The sequence below is a fragment of the Azospirillum thiophilum genome (assembly GCF_001305595.1).
Taxonomy (GTDB): domain Bacteria; phylum Pseudomonadota; class Alphaproteobacteria; order Azospirillales; family Azospirillaceae; genus Azospirillum; species Azospirillum thiophilum.
Map to the genome: position 1 here is coordinate 2,239,472 of NZ_CP012401.1, position 18,454 is coordinate 2,257,925.

An 18,454-nucleotide genomic window follows, 5' to 3' on the forward strand; every position below is an offset into this window, starting at 1 on the left:
CTTTCTGTGGTCAGGGCGTATCGTCGGACGGTGCCGGGGATGGCGCCGGTGATGGCGCCGGGGCGGCGGAGTCGGGGCGGCCATAGGCGGCGGCGGCCCGGCGGCGGGCGGTGTGCGGGTCGTCGCGGCCGTCGAGCGCGGCGGCGATGGCCTCCTCGCGCTGCGCCTGCTGGTCGGTCAGCGCCGCGGCCAGCGGATCGAGCGCCGCGACGAGGTCGCCCAGCGGGCCGAGCAGGGCACGCGCCGCGCCGCGCGGCAGCCCTTCCGCCTCGGCGCAGAGCCGGGCGACGCGATCCTCCAGCCCGGCGAGGTCGATCAGGACGCCGGACTCGGCCTCCCGCCGGGCGTCGTCGAGCGTGGCGGCCAGCGCCGCCGCCCGCTCGGCCAGCGGGGCGGGCGGAGAAGCCGTACCGGTCATGGCATGTCCTCCACTGGCTCTCCCTGTGCCGGTTCCTCGGCGTCGGGCTGCGGCTCCGGCGGCAGCGTGCCGTTGGCACGGTAGACATGGGCCAGGATTTCGGCCACAGCGGCGATGGCCTCGACCGGGATGTCGCTGTCGACCTCGATGGCCGACAGGATCTCGACCAGGTCGGCGTCCTCGCGCACCTTCACCCCGTTGGCGAAGGCGACCTCCAGGATCTGTTCGGCCACCGTGCCCTTGCCGCTGGCGACGATCCGCGGCAGCGTCTTGGTTCCCAGCTCGTATTTCAGCGCGACCGCCACCGGACGCCGGGCCGGGCGGGGCGTCTTGCCGGCGGGCGTCTTGCCGGCGTGAGCCGGGCCTGCGGGAGCCGTGACGGGGGAGCGGGGATGCGCAGACAAGAAGGAAGCCTTTCCGGGGTCCTTATCTCGGCCCGCATCCTGGACCGGCAGGCTTAACGAACTGTAAAGGACGGCATGTCCGCCGATCGGCGCAAGGGGTGATTCATCCTTCGTTAACGCAAACGGGCGACCATCGGAAGCGATGCCATCCTTCCGGCGTTCCGCTGCCCGGCTCTCCGCTGCCGCCGGGCTCTGGCGGGGCGGGCCGGGAGGAGGGCGCGCGGAACGCAGGCGGACCTGAACGGGATCTGGGCCATGGACCTCGGGAATCTCGGCATCTTCAAGCTGATGTCACGCAAGATGGACTGGCTGACCCAGCGTCAGCAGGTCCTGTCGCAGAACATCGCCAACGCCGACACGCCCGAGTACAAGAGCCGCGACCTGAAATCCTTCAGCTTCCGCGACGCGCTGAGCGACAACCGGCGGCTGACCCCGGTGTCGACCAATGCGTCCCATCTGGCCGGCACCCGCGGACCGGGCGGCATGGCCAAGGAAGAGAAGGTCCGCGACCCGTACGAGACGGCGCCGGACGGTAACAACGTCATCCTGGAAGACCAGATGATGCGGATGAGCCAGAATTCGATGGATTACCAGACCATCACCAACCTGTATAAGAAGCAGGTGGCGATGATCAAATCGGCGATCCGGACCGGCGGCTGATCCGGCTTTGCTTTGCATGCCGGCCGCCGGATGGTTCCGTTGGGCGTTTGAGGAGGCGGTGCGATGGATCTCTACCAGTCGATGGCGGTTTCCGCGTCGGGCCTGAAGGCGCAGGGCACGCGGCTGAAGGTCATTTCCGAGAATCTGGCCAACGCCAACACGACGGCGGAAACGCCGGGCGATCTGCCCTATCGCCGCAAGACGGTCATCTTCAAGAACGAACTGGACCGGGCGATGGACGTCGACAAGGTCCGCGTCGCCAAGGTCGATGTGGACAAGGGCGATTTCCAGCGCCGCTACGACCCGTCCCACCCGTCGGCCGACGCCGACGGCTATGTGCTGCTGCCGAACGTGAATTCGGTGGTCGAGGCGATGGACATGCGCGAGGCGCAGCGCAGCTACGAGGCCAACCTGTCGGCCATCGACACCGCGCGCCAGATGTTGACCCGCACCATCGATATCCTGCGCACCTGACGCGCCGTCCACCCGATCCGTATCCGTCCGATTTGCCGCCTCGCCTCCTCCTTCCCTGACCGACCGGAACCGCCGCCATGATCAATCCGCTGAACGCCGCCGCGGCCTACGCCACCACGGCATCCAAGACCACCGGTCCCGGCATGGCCGCGCGCGACGGCGTCTCCTTCGGCGACGTGCTGGAACAGGCGGCCAAGGAGAGCATCGGCACCCTGAAGAAGAGCGAGGACATGTCCGCGCTGGCCTCCGTCGGCAAGGCCGACCTGAACGACGTTGTGCAGGCGGTGACCAACGCCGAGGTGACGCTGCAGACCGTCACCGCGGTGCGCGACAAGGTGCTGAACGCCTACCAGGAAATCCTGCGCATGCCGATGTGACGGGCTTCCCGTCCCCGTCCCCCGGCTTGTCCTTCATGTCGCCGTCATGAGCGAGACCGAAGTCATCGAGCTTTGCCGCACCTCGATCGTCACGCTGGTGATCGTGTGCGGCCCGATTCTGGTCATCATGATGATGCTCGGCACCGTCATATCGGTGTTCCAGGCCGTCACCCAGATCAACGAACAGACGTTGGCGATGGTGCCGAAGCTGCTTTTGGTCTTCGGGCTGAGCATCCTGCTGATGCCCTTCATGCTGGGCAAGCTGACCGAGTTCTTCGAGCATGAGGTCGCCGACCGCATCGTCGCCATCGGCGTCGGCGCCCACGAGAATGGCGGCGCCCCCTTCACCCCCGGCACCGGCATAACCCCGGCCCCGGCCCCGACCGCCGCCGCGGCGGGCCAATGAACGTCCTCCAGCAGCTCCTGGGCGAGCAGCTCTTCGTCTGGATGCTGGTGTTCCTGCGCATCGGCACCGCCTTCAGCGTGATGCCGACCATCGGCGACGCCTTCGTCACCGCGCGTACCCGCCTGCTGCTCGCGCTGGCGGTCAGCGTGCTGGTGGCTCCGGCGATCCGGCCGCAGTTGCCGCCGATGCCGGGCAGCCCGTTCCAACTGCTGGTGCTGGCGGCCGGCGAGATGACGGTCGGCATCTTCCTCGGCACGGTGGCGCGTCTGCTGATGGGCACGCTGGAGGTCGCCGGCACCATCATCAGCCTGCAGAGCGGCCTGGCCAACGCCCAGATCTTCAACCCGGCGCTGGCGACCGCAGGCTCGCTGCCGGGGTCGCTGATGGGCTGGCTCGGGCTGCTGCTGCTGTTCGTCACCGACCTGCACCATCTGCTGATCATGGCCGTGGTCGACAGCTATGCCACCTTCGTGCCGGGGGCGGCGATCCCGGTCGACGACATGGCCAACGTGGTCGGGCAGCTGGTGTCGAAGACCTTCATGATGGGGGTGCAGATGTCGGCCCCCTTCCTGATCACCGGCGTCCTGTTCGCGCTGGCGCTTGGGCTGCTGAACAAGCTGGCGCCTCAGGTGCAGGTGTTCCAGCTCTTCACCTCGGTCCAGGTGCTGCTCGGGCTGTTCATGTTCGCGCTGACGCTGGGCGCGATGATGATGTTCTGGCTGTCGCGCTTCGAGTCGACCTTCGTCGACCTGCTGAAGCCGTTGTAGAGGGAGAAGGCCGGTGTCGGAAGAACCGGACGAATCCTCCAAAACGGAGGACCCGACCTCCAAGAAACTCGATGAGGCCCACAAGCAGGGCCAGTTCGCGATGACCCGCGAGGCCGCGAACTGGCTGATGGTCGCGGCGATGCTGGTGGTGCTGATCTCGATCCTGCCCGGAACGATGAAGGGGCTTTTCTTCCGGCTGAACTACTATTTCGAGAATGTCGACCAGTTCACCTTCGACCGCGCCGGGGTCGGGACGCTGCTGTTCCGGGTGATGATGGATTCGCTGTGGGCGCTGTGGCTGCCCATCCTGCTGTTCGTCGTGGCCGGCGTGCTGTCGACCATCGGGCAGACCGGCTTCCACGTCTCGTGGGAGCTGATCGCGCCGAAATTCAACAAGCTGAACCCGCTGCCCGGCCTGATGAACATGTTCAAGGCCAACCAGGGGGTGGAACTGCTTAAGAGCATCGCCAAGCTGGCGGTGGTCGGCGGCGTCGCCTACATGGCGCTGGCGCCGATGTTCGCCGGCATCGAGGCCTATATCGGCATCGACATCATGGCGCTGCTGAAGCAGATGGATGGTCTGGCCCACCGCCTGCTGATCTGGGTTCTGGTGGTGCTGACCTTCATCGCCGCCGGCGACTTCCTGTGGCAGAAGCACCAATTCGACAAGAAGATGAAGATGACCAAGCAGGAGGTGAAGGACGAGCACAAGCAGCAGGAAGGCGATCCCATCGTCAAGGGCCGCATCCGCCAGATCCGGTTCGAGCGCGCGCGCAAGCGCATGATGGCCGCGGTGCCCAGCGCCGACGTGGTGGTCACCAACCCGACCCACTTCGCGGTCGCGCTGAAATACGATCCCGACCAGATGGGCGCGCCGATGGTGCTGGCCAAGGGCGTCGACCAGGTCGCCTTCAAGATCCGCGAGATCGCAGAATCCAACAATGTTCCGGTCATAGAGAACCCTCCGCTCGCCCGTGCGCTCTATGCCGCATGCGATATCGACGCGGAAGTCCCATCCGAGCACTATCGGGCGGTCGCCGAAGTCATTACCTATGTCTTCAAGCTCAAGGGGCGGTCGCTGCGCAACTGATCGGCCGCTCCGGAAGCTGGCGGCGGAAGCGATCGGCGGGCATGGGCGGCGCGCGTGGGCGGCGGATGCATCCCGATGGAGGCATCATCGGTTTGCCCCCGGTTTTGGAATATGTGCGGCTTGGAGTTTCGGTGGACGAGTCAACTTCCCTTTCCGACACCGCACGCCGCAGGATCACCGGCGGCGCTCCGCCCGGCGGGGCGATGCTGCTGCTCCAGTACGGGCTGGCGCCGGCCGGGCTGCTGCTGCTGGCCGCCGGCCTGTTGTTGGACCGCGATGCGGTCGGTTGGCTGGGCGCGGCTGCGGCGGCGGCCGGCACCGGCCTGCTGATCGGCCGCAGCGTCGCGGTGGTGCGGCGATCGGCGCGCGTCGGCGCGCTGCTGGGCGGTGCGCTCGAAGGGATGCCGGCCGGACAGCTGGTCTGCGACGGCGCCGACGAGGTGCTGTTCGTCAATGCCGCCTTCCGCGAGTTGGCGGGCTGGCGCCGCGGCGAACGGCCGCTGGAGGCGTTGGCGCGCCAGTTCTCCGGCGATCCCGACAGCGCGCGCGAGTTCGGCCGCCTGCGCGACCGGGTGCGGGCGGGGGCGGCGGCGTCGGCCGAGCTGGCGATCCCGGCGCTGGACGGCCATCCGCCGGAATGGCGCAAGGTCCAGGGCCAGCCGGTCGCCGGCTTTCCCGGCTCCGTCCATTGGCGGGTCGAGGACATCACCGCCCGGCGCGAGCTGGAGCATGTCATGCTGCGCGAGCAGGCCAAGCTCGCCGATTTCATGGAGCATGCGCCGGTCGGCTTCTTTTCCGTCGACCAGAACGGCCAGTTCCTGTTCGTCAACGCCACGCTGGCCCAATGGCTGGAGGCCTCGCCGGGCGACCTGACCGACGGTGAGCTGCGGCTGCACGGCGTCCTCGCCGCTCCCCCGGCCGCCGCCCCCTACGACCTGTTCGACCATGGCGGCGGCGAGCAGCGCGGCGAGCTGACCATGGTCGGGCTGCATGGCCGCCGGTTCCAGGTGGCGGTCGCGCAGAGCGTGGTGCGGGCCGACGACGGCACCGTCCACACCCGGTCGGTGGTGCGCGACCTGTCGCCGGAACGCGAGTGGCAGGAGGCGCTGCGCCATTCCGAGCAGCGGTTCCAGCGCTTCTTCGAGGATGCGCCGATCGGCATCGCCCTGGTCGACGAAACCGGGCAGCTGACCGAATGCAACGAGGCCTTCCTGGCGCTGATCGGCAGCGAGGCGGGCAGCGTCATCGACCGGCCGATGCCCGACCTGATCGTCCCGGCGGAGCGCGAGGCGGTGACCGCCCGGCTGAAGGCGGTCCAGGGTGGCGCCGATCCGGCGACCCCGCTGGAGGTGCGGCTGTCCGGCGGGCGGGAGCTGACCGCCCAGCTCTATGCCCGGCGGCTGGTCGGCCCGGTCAAGCCGGACGGACGGCGCGACGGGGGCGGACTGATCCTTCACTTCATCGACATGACCGAGCGCAAGAGCCTGGAGGCCCAGTTCGCCCAGTCGCAGAAGATGCAGGCGGTCGGCCAGCTGGCCGGCGGCGTCGCGCACGACTTCAACAATCTGCTGACGGCAATGATCGGCTTCTGCGACCTGCTGCTGCTGCGGCACAAGCCGGGCGACCAGTCCTTCAGCGACATCATGCAGATCAAGCAGAACGCCAACCGCGCCGCCAATCTGGTGCGGCAGCTGCTGGCCTTCTCGCGCCAGCAGACGCTGCAGCCGCGCGTCATCAACGTGACCGACGTGCTGGCCGAGCTGGCGAACCTGTTGCGCCGGCTGATCGGCGAGAACATCGAGCTGAAGATGATCCATGGCCGCGACCTGGGGCTGGTCAAGGTCGACCAGAACCAGCTGGAGCAGGTCATCATCAATCTGGTGGTCAACGCCCGCGACGCCATGGCCGGCGGCGGCAAGCTGACTGTCAACACCACCAACCTCGTCCTGGACCAGCCCGAGCGGCGCGAGCATGAGACGATCCCGCCCGGCGGTTATGTCTCCATCGAGGTGATCGACACCGGCTGCGGCATCGCGCGCGAGAACCTGCAACGCATCTTCGAGCCCTTCTACACCACCAAGGAGGTCGGGTCGGGCACCGGTCTGGGGCTGTCGACGGTCTATGGCATCGTGCGGCAGACCGGCGGCTTCGTGCTGGTCGATTCCGCGGTGGGGGAGGGGACCACCTTCACCATCCTGCTGCCCCGCCACCAGGGCGAGCTGCGCCCGGTCGACACGGCGGAGCCGCGCGAGCGGCGCGGCAGCGACCTGACCGGCACCGGCATCATCCTGCTGGTCGAGGACGAGGACGCGGTCCGCGTTTTCTCCGCCCGTGCGCTGCGCAACAAGGGCTATCAGGTGCTGGAGGCCAAGAACGGCGAGGCGGCCCTGCAGCAGATCGAGACCAACGGCGCCTCCATCGACCTGCTGATCACCGACGTGGTGATGCCCCAGATGGACGGCCCGACGCTGGCCCGCCATGTCCGCCGGCTGCGGCCGGAGATGCGGGTCATCTTCATTTCCGGCTATGCCGAGGACCGGCTGGGCGAGATCGACGGCGTCGAGGTGGCCCATTTCCTGCCCAAGCCCTTCTCGCTGAAGCAACTGGCCTCCAAGGTGAAGGAGGTCATCCGCGACAGCCGGTGAGGGCGCGTTTTCCCCGCCCCCTCCCTAACCCTCCCCCACCTGCGGTGGGAGAGGGAACTGCCGCTGTCCTTTGTATGACCTCCGCAAGCGTCCAACCCCCTCTCCCGCAAAGCGGGGGAGGGATGGGGAGGGGGCAGCGCGGAGAAGCAGCGGGGAGAGACACCGGGGGAGTGGGAAAAGCGTCCTCCGGCAAACCCCGGAAAACAGGAACACACCAGAAACATCGGCCCTTGCAAACCAGAACGAAAAGAGTACATTCAGCTTCGTTGCAAGAGCGCCGACCGTGTGTTCTAAGAGAGGGGTACCGGGCATGTCGTCCGCACAGCTTCGTTTGGTCGAGAAGGATTCCATGGACAAGCAGAAGGCGCTGGATGCCGCCCTGAGCCAGATCGAACGTGCGTTCGGCAAGGGCTCGATCATGAAGCTTGGCACCAAGGAGAATTTGGTCGAGACGGAGGTGGTGTCCACCGGCTCGCTCGGTCTCGACATCGCACTGGGCATCGGCGGCCTGCCGCGCGGCCGCATCGTCGAAATCTACGGGCCTGAAAGCTCGGGCAAGACCACGCTGGCGCTGCATGCCATCGCCCAGGCACAGAAGGCCGGCGGCACCTGCGCGTTCATCGACGCCGAACACGCGCTCGACCCGTCCTATGCCCGCAAGCTCGGCGTCAAGGTCGACGACCTGCTGATCTCCCAGCCCGATGCCGGCGAGCAGGCGCTGGAGATCGCCGACACGCTGGTGCGCTCCGGCGCTATCGACGTGCTGGTGGTCGACTCGGTCGCGGCGCTGGTGCCGCGCGCCGAACTGGAAGGCGAGATGGGCGACAGCCATGTCGGTCTGCATGCCCGCCTGATGAGCCAGGCGCTGCGCAAGCTGACCGGCTCGATTTCCAAGTCGAACTGCCTCGTCATCTTCATCAACCAGATCCGCCTGAAGATCGGCGTGATGTTCGGCAATCCGGAGACGACGACCGGCGGCAACGCGCTGAAGTTCTATGCTTCGGTCCGTCTCGACATCCGCCGCATCGGCGCGATCAAGGACCGCGACGCCGTGGTCGGCAACCAGACCCGCGTCAAGGTGGTGAAGAACAAGATGGCCCCGCCGTTCCGCGTGGTCGAGTTCGACATCATGTATGGCGAGGGCGTGTCGAAGGTCGGCGAACTGCTCGATCTCGGCATCCAGGCCGGGGTGGTGGACAAGTCCGGCGCCTGGTTCAGCTATGACGGCACCCGCATCGGCCAGGGCCGCGAGAACGCCAAGAATTACCTGCGCAACAATCCCGAGATGGCTGACGCGATCGAGGCCAAGATCCGTGGCAACGCTGGTCTGGTCGCCGACGCCATGATGGGCACCCCGGAAAGCGACGCCGAAGCCTCCACGCCGGAGTGATCGCAGAGGGTATGTGTGATGATAAAAGCCCCGCCTTCCGAAAGGGAGGCGGGGCTTTTTCGCATTTTCAGGCTGACAGGAAATTTGCGGGCGGCGGTTGCCTCCTCCCTAACCCTCCCCCTCTTCGAGGGAGAGGGAACCCTGCTGCCTGGGCATTTACGCTACGCTTACAAGCGTCCTACCCCCTCCACCGCCAAGCTCTCGCACAAACCTTCGGTTTGTGCTGACGCGACAGGCGGACCGAAGGTCCGCTGAGAGCGGGGGAAGGGATGGGGAGGGGGCATTTGGCGGCCGGCTCCTCACACATCCACCACCATATGCGGCCTGAACGCGCCTTCCAGCGTCAGCAGCAGGTGCAGGTAGACCGCCACCTTGCGGGCGCGGTCGGTGTTGCGGGCGAGGCAGTCGCGCAGCTGTTCGGCCAGACGCGCGGTTTCCGGGTCCGGCTCCGACATTGCGGCGGCGGTGGCGGCCTGGACGATGTGTTCGGGGTCGACGGGGAGTGGCGCGGCCGGGTCCTTCAGCAGCGCCTCGGCCAGTGCCTCCTCGTCATGCTGCGGCGCCAGGGCGGCGCCCGGCGGGGAGGGCGGCACGCGGCGGGACAGGTGGCTGCGCAGATTGTCCTTCAGCCGGGCCCGCTGATGCTCGTCGAGCCCGTCGAACTGGTCGACCTCGTCGAACAGAAGATCATAGAGACGGCGGCGCTGCGGGTTGGGCGGATGCTGTTCCCGCCGCTCCTGCTCGCGGTCCCGCTGTTCCCGACGCGGGTTGCGCTGGTGGTTGCGGTCGGTGGCGCTGCCGGAGCGTTCGACCCCGGCGGTGGTGCGGACGCTGAATTCCGGCGGGCCGATGCCGCGGCCGGACGCGAGATTGCCGGACATGAGCCGCCTCCCCGGGACCGTGTCTCCCAGTGCTCAACTCTGGCATAGCCGGCGCTTCCTTCCAAGCCGAAGCGCCGGCCTATGACCATCAGTCGGCGGCCCCGGCACCGACGGCACCGTCGGCCGGGGACGGCTTGCTCTTGCCGAAGCCGATGGTCGGGAAGACGTTGATCAGCGCGGTGATGAAGGCGGCCAGATAGGGCAGCGACTGCACCACCAGCAGGCCCGACCACATGAAGGCGTCGCGGTTCTCGTGGCCGAAGACCATGACGATGGCCAGCGCCGCGCCCCACAGCGACACCAGCAGCACCAGCTCCTCGCGCGCCATCAGGAAGGCCTGCATCAGCGCCGGCTGGTTCTCGCATTTCGGCGTGCGGACGAAGGGCCGGCCGGAGGTGAAGATGCCCAGCCACATGGCGCGGCCGACCGTGTGGGTCAGCGCCATGCCGGCGACCGCCGCCCCGACCTTGTCCCAGAAGCCGCACTTCACCCGCGCCTCGTAGAGCCACAGCGACGCGCCGACCTTGAAGGCGAAGACGCTGAGCGTCGGGATCATGAAGACGTTGGGCGGGAACTCGAAATATTTGGGGAAGGCCATCAGGCCGATCGACCACAGGATGCCGGCAATGCCGAAGATCATATGGGCGGCGTCGGCGAACCAGGGCAGCCAGCCGGTGATGAAATGGTACTTCTGGCCCGAGGTCAGTTCCTTGGCGCCCGGCGCCAGCTGGCGCCAATGATGCTTCAGGATCTGCACCGCGCCATAGGCCCAGCGGAAACGCTGCGTCTTGTAGGCGGAGAAGCTGTCGGGAACCAGCCCCTTGCCGTAGCTCTCCGGCATATAGACCGCCTCATAGCCATGCTCGAACAGGCGCAGGCCGAGATCGGCATCCTCGGTGATGCACCATTCGCCCCAGCGCCCGACCTTCTCCAGCGCCGACTTGCGGATGATGGTCATGGTGCCGTGCTGGATGATGGCGTTGCGCTCGTTGCGCTGGATCATGCCGATGTGGAAGAAGCCGGCATATTCCCAGTTGGTCATGCGCTGGAACAGGTCGTGTTCCCACTCGCGATAATCCTGCGGCGACTGGACGAAGCCGACCTCCGGCCGGTTGAAGTGCGGGATGGTCGCCTTCAGCCAGTCGGGATGGACCTGATAGTCGCTGTCGATCACCGCGATGTGCTCGGCGTCCGGCGCGGTCTGGGCCAGCCCGAAATTCAGCGCGCCGGCCTTGAAGCCCGGCCAGTTGTCGAGGTGGAAGAAGCGGAACTTCGGTCCAAGCTTCTTGCAATACTCCTCGACCGGGCGCCAGACCGCCGGATCCTTGGTGTTGTTGTCGAGCAGCAGCACCTCGTAGTTCGGGTAGTCGAGGGCGGCCAGCGCGTCCAGCGTCTGCATGACCATGTGCGGCGGCTCGTTGTAGCAGGGCACATGGATCGACACCTTCGCCGCATTGGGCAGAGGTGCTGCGGAGCAGGGGATGAACTTGCGCTTGAACTTGTGCTGCCAGACGACCTCGGTCAGCTCCATGCCGTCGATCAGCATCACCGCGAACAGCACGAGCTGGCAGAAGATCAGCAGGCCCCAGGCGATCTCGGTGGTGACGGCGAGTCCGGCGGCCGATGCGGCGCTGACGGTGAAGACCAGGACGGAGGCGACCGCCTGGATCAGCGCGCCGTAGAAGATCTGGCCGCCGATCTTCAGGTCGCTGCGCCGCCACAGGAAGAACACCAGCGGCAGGAAGCCCAGCGCCACCGCGGTCGCGCACTTGACCTCCCAGTTGCGGATCTCGTTCACCCCGCCGATCATCGGGAATTTCGGGTTGCGCTGATAGTCCCACAGGCCCCAGCTGGTGCCGGCGGTGCCCTCGATCTCCCGCTTCCAGGGCTGGTCGAAGGCCTCCATGATGAAGTAGTCGAGCTTGTTCTGGGCGGCGACGTTCAGGAAGTTGCGGATGAACTTGGCCTGGTTGACCTGGCTGGCCTCGGCGCCGCGGCGCCACGGGCCGTCGGCCGGCCAGCCGATCTCGCCGATCAGGATGTGCTTGTTCGGGAACTTCGCCTTCAGCTCGTTGTAGCGGAACATGGCGTAATCGACCGACTGGTCGACCGGAACGCCTTCCCAATAGGGCAGCAGGTGGACGGCGAGGAAGTCGACCGCGTCGGCCAGCTCCGGATTCTTCAGCCAGACGTGCCACGGCTCGGCGATGGAAACCGGCACGTTGACCTTCTTCTTCACCCGCTTGACGTAGTCGATGGCCTGCGCGACCGTCAGGTCGGCGCGCAGGATCGCCTCGTTCCCGACCAGCACGCGGCGGACGTTGCTGTTGGCGCGGGCCAGCTTGATCAGTCCGGCCAGTTCCGGCTCGTCGATCTCGGGCTTGCCGGCGGTCCAGGCGCCGGCGGTGACCGGCAGCCCGTGCTTGGCGGCGATGGCCGCGACCATCTCCGAGCCGTCGGTGGTGGAATAGGTGCGGACCGCCTTCACCGCGCCCTCCAGCGCGTCCATGTCCTTCTCGATGTCGTCGGCCGACGCCTTGTCGCCCTTGGACGGGCTCTTGTCGGAATGGAAGGGGGTGTAGGCGACGCCGGTGATGGCGCCGGCCCAGGACCGTTCGTCCACCGGGCGGTTCCACAGCGCCCAGAAGGCGATGTTGCCCAGGATCACCAGGATCAGAACCGCGAAGGCCGATTTACGCATGTGGGTCGTTCTCGCTCGCCGCACCGGAAAAAACCGAAACGGCCCGTGGGAATGGCGCAGCGCGGCCAGTGCCGCCCCGACCTTCGCCTCGGACCGAACTCAAAACCGTTCCACCATCCAACGAATGCCGCACCGGCCTTTGCCCGGCGCGCTGGGGCATTCTATACAGGCTTCCCGGTTGCTCCGCCACTGGCGGCTACAACAGACCAGCCTCCGGTTCATTCCACCCCAGGATCCGGTCCAGCAGGAGAGAAGCATGTTTTCCCTTAACGAACGGCTGCAAGCCGACACTTATCCTGTCATGGACCTGGATCTTTGCCGGGTGTTGCTGATGAACAACGCCCTGTGGCCCTGGTTGATCCTGGTGCCGATGCGCGATGGCGCGGTCGAGATCCACCGGCTGGACGAGGCAGACCAGATCACCCTGATGCGGGAGACCGCCCGCGCGTCCCGCGCGCTGGAGACGCTGTTCGCACCGGACAAGATGAATGTCGGGGCGCTGGGCAACATGGTGCCGCAACTGCACGTCCATGTGATCGGGCGGACGCGCGGCGACCCGGCATGGCCGGGGCCGGTCTGGGGCTCCGGCCATGCCGAGCCGTACGAGCCGGCCGCCGCCGCGGCGCTGGTGGAACGTTTGGCGGAGGCATTGCAGGCGGGCGCGTGAACTTTGCCGGTCCGCCGGTGTTTGAGTGGTCAACCATCATTTGGGAGACTGCCGCCATGACCGCTCAGGACCGCTCCAAATCCGTGACCTCCGATGCCCCGTCGGACGCCGCCCAGCAGATCGAGGACAAGCTGGTCGAGGAGACCGGCAAGGCGTCCGGCGATCCCGACAAGCCGGTCCAGAAGAAATGGGACGAGATGGGCGAGCGGGAGGACATCGCCGAGCAGAGCCGGCGGGAGGGCGGCGGGGTCTGAGGGCAGCCATTTGCCCCCTCCCTAACCCTCTCCCGCTCTCGGTCGGCCGAAGGCCGGTCCGATCGCGGGAGAGGGGACTGCCGCCGCTCCAGCCAACTTCCCCTCTCCCGCGAAAGCGGGGGAGGGAGGGGCCCACGCGCCAGCGTGGGAGGGTGGGGGCCGACGACTCTACCGGTTCACCGTGCAGGTCAGCGCCAGCACGTCGGCCGCCTTGTCGAGGTCGTCGGCCTTCACCAGCACATAGTCGGTCTTGTAGGTCGAGATCGCGAAGATCGGCACATGGGCCTGGGCCAGAGGCACGGCGATGCGGGCCAGGATGCCGAACAGCGTGAAATCCACCGTGCCTTCGACCCGGAAGGCGCGCCAGCCGCGTTCGGCCTTCACGCCGTCGGGTACGCGTTCCTCGCGGCACAGGATCGATAGCTCGTCGCCGGAGCGGGTGGCGCCGACCAGCGGGTCGGTCCAGTCGAGCCAGTCCGGCAGCCCATCGCCGGGCGGCAACTGCGCCACCGCCAGCCGGTCGGGCAGCACCGACAGGGCGAGGCCGGTCTGCTCGCGCACCAGTGCCGCGGTCAGCGTCGCCTCGTCCACCTCGAAGGGCTTCAGGATGCGCTTCGCGCGGGCGGCCAGAGACGGCACGCCGGACCGCATGGCGCGGCCCAGCATCTCCGCCGAGGTGGCGCGCAGCGCGGCGTCCGATTCGGCCAGATCGACCACCGCCTGCAGCGCGCTGGTCTGGACGATGCGGCTCGGGCTGTTCTCGAACCAGTCGGCCAGCAGGACGGCGGCGCGGCGGCGCTGCTCCTCGCTCATGCTCAGGCGCGGCACGATCTGGGCGATGTGCCAGCGCACCTCCACCTGTTCGATGGCGACGGCATCGGTCAGCAGATGGTCGACATAGGCGTCGAGCCAGCCGGCATTGCCGCGCGACACCCGTTCCAGCGCGTCGGCGGCGCGCATGCGCACGCTGGCATCGCGGTCGAACAGGCAGCCGACCAGTTCGGCCAGCTTGCCGCGGTCGGCCACGATCTCGGCGGCGACGGAGGGGGCGTCGCCCGCGCTCCGCCGGTCGCCGCGCGCCAGCCGCAGGGCCAGCGGGACGTTACGGATCCTGTCGTCCATCTCACCGGCGTCCGGTCGGACGGCCGAAGCGCGTGTTGTTGCCCAGGCGCGACACCAGCTTGGCGCCGGTCGGCTTGGGCGGTGGCGGGGGAGGGGGCGGCGGCGGAGTCTCGCCGCGCGGCACGCCGCCGCCGGACGCCATCTCCGCCAGATCCTTCACCAGCTTCTGCACGCTGCGGACGCGGGCCTGCGGATCGGGCCATTCGCGGCTGTAGACCAGCTTGTGGTCGGGCCGCAGCTTCATCAGCGTCAGGTGCTGGGCGATGTAGGTCAGCAGCTTGGCCGGCTCGGCATAGACATTGTCGTGGAAGGCCAGCACCACGCCCTTCGGCCCGGCATCGACCCGGTCGAGGTTGGCCTGTTTGCACAGCCGCTTGATGGTGACGACGTCCAGCAGGTTCTCGACCTCCTCCGGCAGCTTGCCGAAGCGGTCGATCAGCTCGGCGGCGAAGCCGTCGACCTCCGCGCGGTCGACCAGATCGGCGATGCGGCGGTAGAGCGACAGCCGCACCGTCAGGTCGGGCACATAGGCCTCGGGGATCAGCACCGGCGTGCCGAGATTGATCTGCGGCACCCAGTCCTGCGCGGCGGCCGCGGCGACGGCGCCCTCCTGCATCGAGGCGCGGGCGTTGGCGACGGCGTCCTCCAGCATCTGCTGGTACAGCTCGACGCCGACCTCGCGCACCTGTCCCGACTGCTCCTCGCCCAGCAGATTGCCGGCGCCGCGGATGTCCATGTCGTGGCTGGCGAGCTGGAAGCCGGCGCCCAGGCTGTCCAGCGTCTCGATGACGTGCAGGCGCTGCTGGGCGGTGGCGCTCAGTGGCTTGTTCGGCGCATAGGTCAGATAGGCGTAGCCGCGCTTCTTCGACCGGCCGACGCGGCCGCGGATCTGGTAGAGCTGGGCCAGCCCGAACAGGTCGGCGCGGTGGACGATCAGCGTGTTGGCATTCGGGATGTCCAGGCCGCTCTCGATGATGTTGGTGGCCAGCAGCACCTCGAACCTGCCCTCGTCGAAGGCGGTCATCACGTCTTCCAGCTCGCTGGCCGCCATCTGGCCGTGGGCGGTGACGATCTTGACCTCCGGCACCAGCTCGCGCACCCGCTCGGCGACCTTCGCCAGATCCTCCACCCGCGGGCAGACGTAGAAGGACTGGCCGCCGCGGTAATGCTCGCGCAGGATCGCCTCGCGGATCACCACCGGGTCGTAGGGCAGGACGAAGGTGCGCACCGCCAGACGGTCGACCGGCGGCGTCGCGATCAGCGACAGCTCGCGCACGCCGGAAAGCGCCATCTGCAGGGTGCGTGGGATCGGCGTGGCGGTCAGCGTCAGCACATGGATGTCGGCGCGCAACTCCTTCAGCCGTTCCTTCTGCTTGACGCCGAAATGCTGCTCCTCGTCGACGATGACCATGCCGAGCCGCTTGAAGTCCAGCCCCTTGGCCAGCAGGGCGTGGGTGCCGACGACGATGTCGGCGGTGCCCTCCGCCAGCTCCTTCTTGACCAGGGTCTGCTCGCGGGCGGTGACCATGCGCGACAGCTGGACGACGCGCACCGGCAGGCCGCTGAAGCGGGTCGAGAAGGTCTTGAAATGCTGGCGGGCCAGCAGGGTGGTGGGCACGACGACGGCGACCTGCTTGCCGCTCATCGCCACCATGAAGGCGGCGCGCAGCGCCACCTCGGTCTTGCCGAAGCCGACGTCGCCGCAGACCAGACGGTCCATCGGCCGGCCGCTGCCGAGGTCGGTGAAGATGTCCTCGATCGCCTTCAGCTGGTCGTCGGTCTCGGGGTAGGGGAAGCGGGCGGCGAACTCCTGGTAGACGCCCTCCGGCGTCAGCACCGGATCGGCCTTCTTCAGCATGCGCTCGGCGGCGATCCGCAGCAGGGCTTCCGCCATGTCCTTCAGCCGCTTCTTGACCCGCGCCTTGCGGCCCTGCCAGCCGGCGCCGCCCAGTTTGTCGAGCTGGACGTTGGCATCCTCCGAGCCGTAGCGCGACAGCACCTCGATGTTCTCGACCGGGACATAGAGCTTGTCGCCGCCCTCATAGACCAGGCGCAGGCAGTCGTGCGGGGCGCCGGTGACCTCCAGCGTCTCCAGCCCGTCATAGCGGCCGATGCCGTGGTCCATATGGACGACGATGTCGCCCTCGTGCAGCGCCGAATGCTCGGCGATGAAGTTGGCGGCCTTGCGCTTCTTCTTGTGCGGCCGGACCAGACGGTCGCCCAGGACGTCCTGCTCGGTGATGACCGCGAGGTCGGGCGAGGTGAAGCCGTGCTCCATCCCCAGCACGATGGTGCCGATGATGCCGCGGTCGAAGCGGCGGACCTCCTCCATGCTCTCCGCCGGCTCCAGGCCGGGGATGCCGTGGTCGGCCAGCACGTTGGACAGGCGGTCGCGCGACCCGGCGGAATATCCGGCGATCAGCACCCGCCGGCCGTCGGCGCGCTGGGCCCGGATATGGTCCTTCACCGCGTCGAAGACGTTGATGTCGGGGCGGTTGCGCTCCTCGGCGAAATCGTGGCCACGCTTGCCGCCGGCATCGACCGTGCCCTTGATGCCGGGGGGCGTCGAGAACACCTGCAACTGCGCCACCGCGCGTTCGCCCATCAGCGCGTCCCAGCCGACGGCGTCGATGAACATCGAGGCGACCGGCACCGGCTTGTAGACCGGCGATCCCGCCCGCTTCTCGATCGACATCATCGACAGGCGCGAGGCATGGAAATCGACCACCTGCGCCATGCGGGCGTCGCGCGCCTCCGCCGCCTGATGGTCCAGGCTGACGATGCCGCGCGGCAGGTAGTCCAGCACCGTGTCCATGCTCTCGTGGAACAGCGGCAGCCAATGCTCCATCCCGCCATAGGACCGGCCGGCGGAGATCGCCTCGTAGAGCGGGTCGTCGTCGGTCACCGCGCCGAACAGCTCGCGGTAGCCGGAACGGAAGCGGGCGATCCCCGCCTCGTCCAGGAACACCTCCGACATCGGCTTGAGCTCGACCCGCTCGCGCTTGTCGGTGGTGCGCTGGGTCATCGGATCGAAGGCGCGCACCCCCTCCAGTTCGTCGCCGAACAGGTCGAGGCGCAGCGGCTCGTCGGTGCCGGGCGGGAACAGGTCGACGATGCCGCCGCGCACGGCGAACTCGCCCGGCTCGCGCACCGTCTGGGCGCGTGTGTAGCCGTTGCCGGCGAGGTAGCGCTGCAGCTTCTCCAGGTCGATGCGGTCGCGCAGTTTGGCCGTGAACAGCGCGTCCTTGAAGGCGCTGCGCGGCGGCACCTTCTGCACCACCGCGTTCACGGTGGTCAGCACGATCAGCGGGGCCAGCCCGTCGCGGTTCGCCGCGGCGTCGCGCCGGGCGATCAGCCGGGTCAGCGTGTCGATGCGCCCGGCGACGATGCCGCCGTTCGGCGATACCCGGTCATAGGGCAGGCAGTCCCAGGCCGGGAAGGTCATCACCTCCAGCTTCGGCGCGAAGAAGGCCAGCGCTTCGGCCAGCAGGGCGGCGCGGGTGTCGTCCAGCGCCACATGCAGCAGGCCATAGCCCCCGGCCTTCTGCGCAAGCTCCGCCAGGATGCGGGCATCGTGACCCTCGGGCGCGCCGCCGATCAGGAGACGGCCGGCGCGGCCGGGCTGGAGATCGAAACTGACCAAAGGAAAATGCCTCGGGGATGCGGGGAGAGGGTTTGGAGCCTTGGGCCGGCTCCGTCAGGAGCCCTGACGTGGTGTGTATTGGAACGCCGTCAACAGGCGCATCACATCGCCGTCATGCTCGGCCGGCACCGGCTCGCGGCCCGACATCCAGTCATAGAGGTCGGGATCGCCCAGTTCCAGCAGCGCCTCGAAGCGGTCGAGCATGTCATGGTCGAAGGTCACGACATGGGCGTCGGCGAAGCTGCCCATCAGCAGATCCATCTCGCGCGTGCCGCGGTGCCAGGAGCGGAAGCGCAGCCGCTTGCGCCGGTTCTCGAGCGATTCGGCAGTCTCGGGAGCTGCCGTCTCGGGAGCTGGTGGGGTGCCGTTTTCGGTCATTGCAGTCCAACGTCGAAAGCCCCCGACGGCGCCAGAGGCGAAGGGAGGGCGAAGGAGGGAACCATTCAGGAACCCCATCCTGCACGGGCCGGGCCGGCGATGCAACATTGGCCGCCCGCCTTGACCGCCCGCCTTGACCATGGGTGTAGGATGTCCTATCTGCCCTGTGGCCCGCGG

The 18,454-nt window shown here is 67.9% G+C and carries 17 protein-coding genes; 10 read left to right on the forward strand and 7 right to left on the reverse strand.

The window, feature by feature from the left end:
* Nucleotides 1-10: 10 nt before the first annotated feature.
* Both AL072_RS34910 and AL072_RS10375 read right to left on the reverse strand, forming a co-directional pair.
* Complete coding sequence (locus AL072_RS34910; RefSeq protein ID WP_045580402.1) at nt 11-418, reverse strand: hypothetical protein; 408 nt, start codon at nt 416-418, stop codon at nt 11-13.
* Nucleotides 415-822, reverse strand: a complete 408-nt coding sequence (locus AL072_RS10375; RefSeq protein WP_082108792.1) for an EscU/YscU/HrcU family type III secretion system export apparatus switch protein — start codon at nt 820-822, stop codon at nt 415-417. The genes AL072_RS34910 and AL072_RS10375 overlap by 4 nt, the downstream gene beginning before the upstream one ends.
* A 255-nt stretch (nt 823-1,077) precedes the next feature.
* Between AL072_RS10375 and flgB the strand changes: the two genes are divergently transcribed.
* The 8 genes from flgB (at nt 1,078) to recA (ending at nt 8,631) form a co-directional block, all read left to right on the forward strand.
* On the forward strand, nt 1,078-1,482 hold the full coding sequence (gene flgB, locus AL072_RS10380) for a flagellar basal body rod protein FlgB (RefSeq protein WP_045580400.1): 405 nt from the start codon (nt 1,078-1,080) through the stop codon (nt 1,480-1,482).
* Nucleotides 1,483-1,545: 63 nt separating this feature from the next.
* Nucleotides 1,546-1,956, forward strand: coding sequence for a flagellar basal body rod protein FlgC (gene flgC / locus AL072_RS10385; RefSeq protein ID WP_045580399.1), 411 nt, complete (start codon nt 1,546-1,548; stop codon nt 1,954-1,956).
* A gap of 77 nt (nt 1,957-2,033) precedes the next feature.
* Nucleotides 2,034-2,333, forward strand: a complete 300-nt coding sequence (gene fliE / locus AL072_RS10390) for a flagellar hook-basal body complex protein FliE (protein ID WP_045580398.1) — start codon at nt 2,034-2,036, stop codon at nt 2,331-2,333.
* A 46-nt stretch (nt 2,334-2,379) separates the two neighbouring features.
* On the forward strand, nt 2,380-2,739 hold the full coding sequence (locus tag AL072_RS10395) for a flagellar biosynthetic protein FliQ (RefSeq protein WP_045580397.1): 360 nt from the start codon (nt 2,380-2,382) through the stop codon (nt 2,737-2,739).
* Nucleotides 2,736-3,506: a flagellar biosynthetic protein FliR gene (gene fliR / locus AL072_RS10400; RefSeq protein WP_060721701.1), complete on the forward strand. Its 771-nt coding sequence runs from the start codon at nt 2,736-2,738 to the stop codon at nt 3,504-3,506. The genes AL072_RS10395 and fliR overlap by 4 nt, the downstream gene beginning before the upstream one ends.
* Before the next feature lie 13 nt (nt 3,507-3,519).
* The gene (gene flhB / locus AL072_RS10405; protein WP_045580395.1) at nt 3,520-4,596 is read left to right on the forward strand and encodes a flagellar biosynthesis protein FlhB; all 1,077 of its coding nucleotides are present in this window, start codon (nt 3,520-3,522) and stop codon (nt 4,594-4,596) included.
* Nucleotides 4,597-4,727: 131 nt separating this feature from the next.
* Nucleotides 4,728-7,241 (forward strand): ATP-binding protein, encoded by a 2,514-nt coding sequence (locus AL072_RS10410; RefSeq protein WP_052710017.1) that lies wholly within the window; start codon nt 4,728-4,730, stop codon nt 7,239-7,241.
* 310 nt (nt 7,242-7,551) lie between these two features.
* Nucleotides 7,552-8,631: a recombinase RecA gene (gene recA / locus AL072_RS10415; RefSeq protein WP_045580394.1), complete on the forward strand. Its 1,080-nt coding sequence runs from the start codon at nt 7,552-7,554 to the stop codon at nt 8,629-8,631.
* A 299-nt stretch (nt 8,632-8,930) separates the two neighbouring features.
* On the opposite strand, the gene AL072_RS10420 is transcribed toward recA, so the two are convergent.
* Together AL072_RS10420 and AL072_RS10425 are read right to left on the reverse strand one after the other, a co-directional pair.
* On the reverse strand, nt 8,931-9,512 hold the full coding sequence (locus tag AL072_RS10420; RefSeq protein ID WP_045580393.1) for a hypothetical protein: 582 nt from the start codon (nt 9,510-9,512) through the stop codon (nt 8,931-8,933).
* Nucleotides 9,513-9,600: 88 nt separating this feature from the next.
* Nucleotides 9,601-12,213, reverse strand: a complete 2,613-nt coding sequence (locus tag AL072_RS10425) for a glycosyltransferase family 2 protein (protein ID WP_045580392.1) — start codon at nt 12,211-12,213, stop codon at nt 9,601-9,603.
* Between the two features lie 256 nt (nt 12,214-12,469).
* Here AL072_RS10425 and AL072_RS10430 point away from each other — a divergent pair, with 256 nt between their 5' ends.
* Nucleotides 12,470-12,880: an HIT domain-containing protein gene (locus AL072_RS10430; RefSeq protein ID WP_045580391.1), complete on the forward strand. Its 411-nt coding sequence runs from the start codon at nt 12,470-12,472 to the stop codon at nt 12,878-12,880.
* Nucleotides 12,881-12,936: 56 nt separating this feature from the next.
* Entirely contained in the window at nt 12,937-13,134 is a 198-nt protein-coding gene (locus AL072_RS10435) for a hypothetical protein (protein WP_045580390.1), read from the forward strand.
* Nucleotides 13,135-13,302: 168 nt separating this feature from the next.
* Here the strand turns inward: AL072_RS10435 and AL072_RS35570 are convergent, their stop codons facing one another.
* Genes AL072_RS35570 through AL072_RS10450 form a run of 3 tightly spaced genes read right to left on the reverse strand, consistent with a single transcriptional unit; the run spans nt 13,303 to nt 18,277 of the window.
* Entirely contained in the window at nt 13,303-14,256 is a 954-nt protein-coding gene (locus AL072_RS35570) for an ACT domain-containing protein (protein WP_245636651.1), read from the reverse strand.
* A 1-nt stretch (nt 14,257) separates the two neighbouring features.
* Nucleotides 14,258-17,899 carry a transcription-repair coupling factor gene (gene mfd, locus AL072_RS10445; RefSeq protein ID WP_045580389.1) on the reverse strand — a complete coding sequence of 1,214 codons (3,642 nt, stop codon included), beginning with the start codon at nt 17,897-17,899 and terminating at the stop codon, nt 14,258-14,260.
* Between the two features lie 54 nt (nt 17,900-17,953).
* Complete coding sequence (locus tag AL072_RS10450) at nt 17,954-18,277, reverse strand: FAD assembly factor SdhE (RefSeq protein ID WP_045580388.1); 324 nt, start codon at nt 18,275-18,277, stop codon at nt 17,954-17,956.
* Nucleotides 18,278-18,454 lie beyond the last annotated feature (177 nt).

Bases quoted from the DNA above. Each gene is read 5' to 3' on its own strand.
- AL072_RS34910 (WP_045580402.1), bottom strand. From the start codon at position 418: ATGACCGGTACGGCTTCTCCGCCCGCCCCGCTGGCCGAGCGGGCGGCG.
- flgB (WP_045580400.1), top strand. From the start codon at position 1,078: ATGGACCTCGGGAATCTCGGCATCTTCAAGCTGATGTCACGCAAGATG.
- flgC (WP_045580399.1), top strand. From the start codon at position 1,546: ATGGATCTCTACCAGTCGATGGCGGTTTCCGCGTCGGGCCTGAAGGCG.
- fliE (WP_045580398.1), top strand. From the start codon at position 2,034: ATGATCAATCCGCTGAACGCCGCCGCGGCCTACGCCACCACGGCATCC.
- AL072_RS10395 (WP_045580397.1), top strand. From the start codon at position 2,380: ATGAGCGAGACCGAAGTCATCGAGCTTTGCCGCACCTCGATCGTCACG.
- fliR (WP_060721701.1), top strand. From the start codon at position 2,736: ATGAACGTCCTCCAGCAGCTCCTGGGCGAGCAGCTCTTCGTCTGGATG.
- recA (WP_045580394.1), top strand. From the start codon at position 7,552: ATGTCGTCCGCACAGCTTCGTTTGGTCGAGAAGGATTCCATGGACAAG.
- AL072_RS10420 (WP_045580393.1), bottom strand. From the start codon at position 9,512: ATGTCCGGCAATCTCGCGTCCGGCCGCGGCATCGGCCCGCCGGAATTC.
- AL072_RS10425 (WP_045580392.1), bottom strand. From the start codon at position 12,213: ATGCGTAAATCGGCCTTCGCGGTTCTGATCCTGGTGATCCTGGGCAAC.
- AL072_RS10430 (WP_045580391.1), top strand. From the start codon at position 12,470: ATGTTTTCCCTTAACGAACGGCTGCAAGCCGACACTTATCCTGTCATG.
- AL072_RS10435 (WP_045580390.1), top strand. From the start codon at position 12,937: ATGACCGCTCAGGACCGCTCCAAATCCGTGACCTCCGATGCCCCGTCG.
- AL072_RS35570 (WP_245636651.1), bottom strand. From the start codon at position 14,256: ATGGACGACAGGATCCGTAACGTCCCGCTGGCCCTGCGGCTGGCGCGC.
- AL072_RS10450 (WP_045580388.1), bottom strand. From the start codon at position 18,277: ATGACCGAAAACGGCACCCCACCAGCTCCCGAGACGGCAGCTCCCGAG.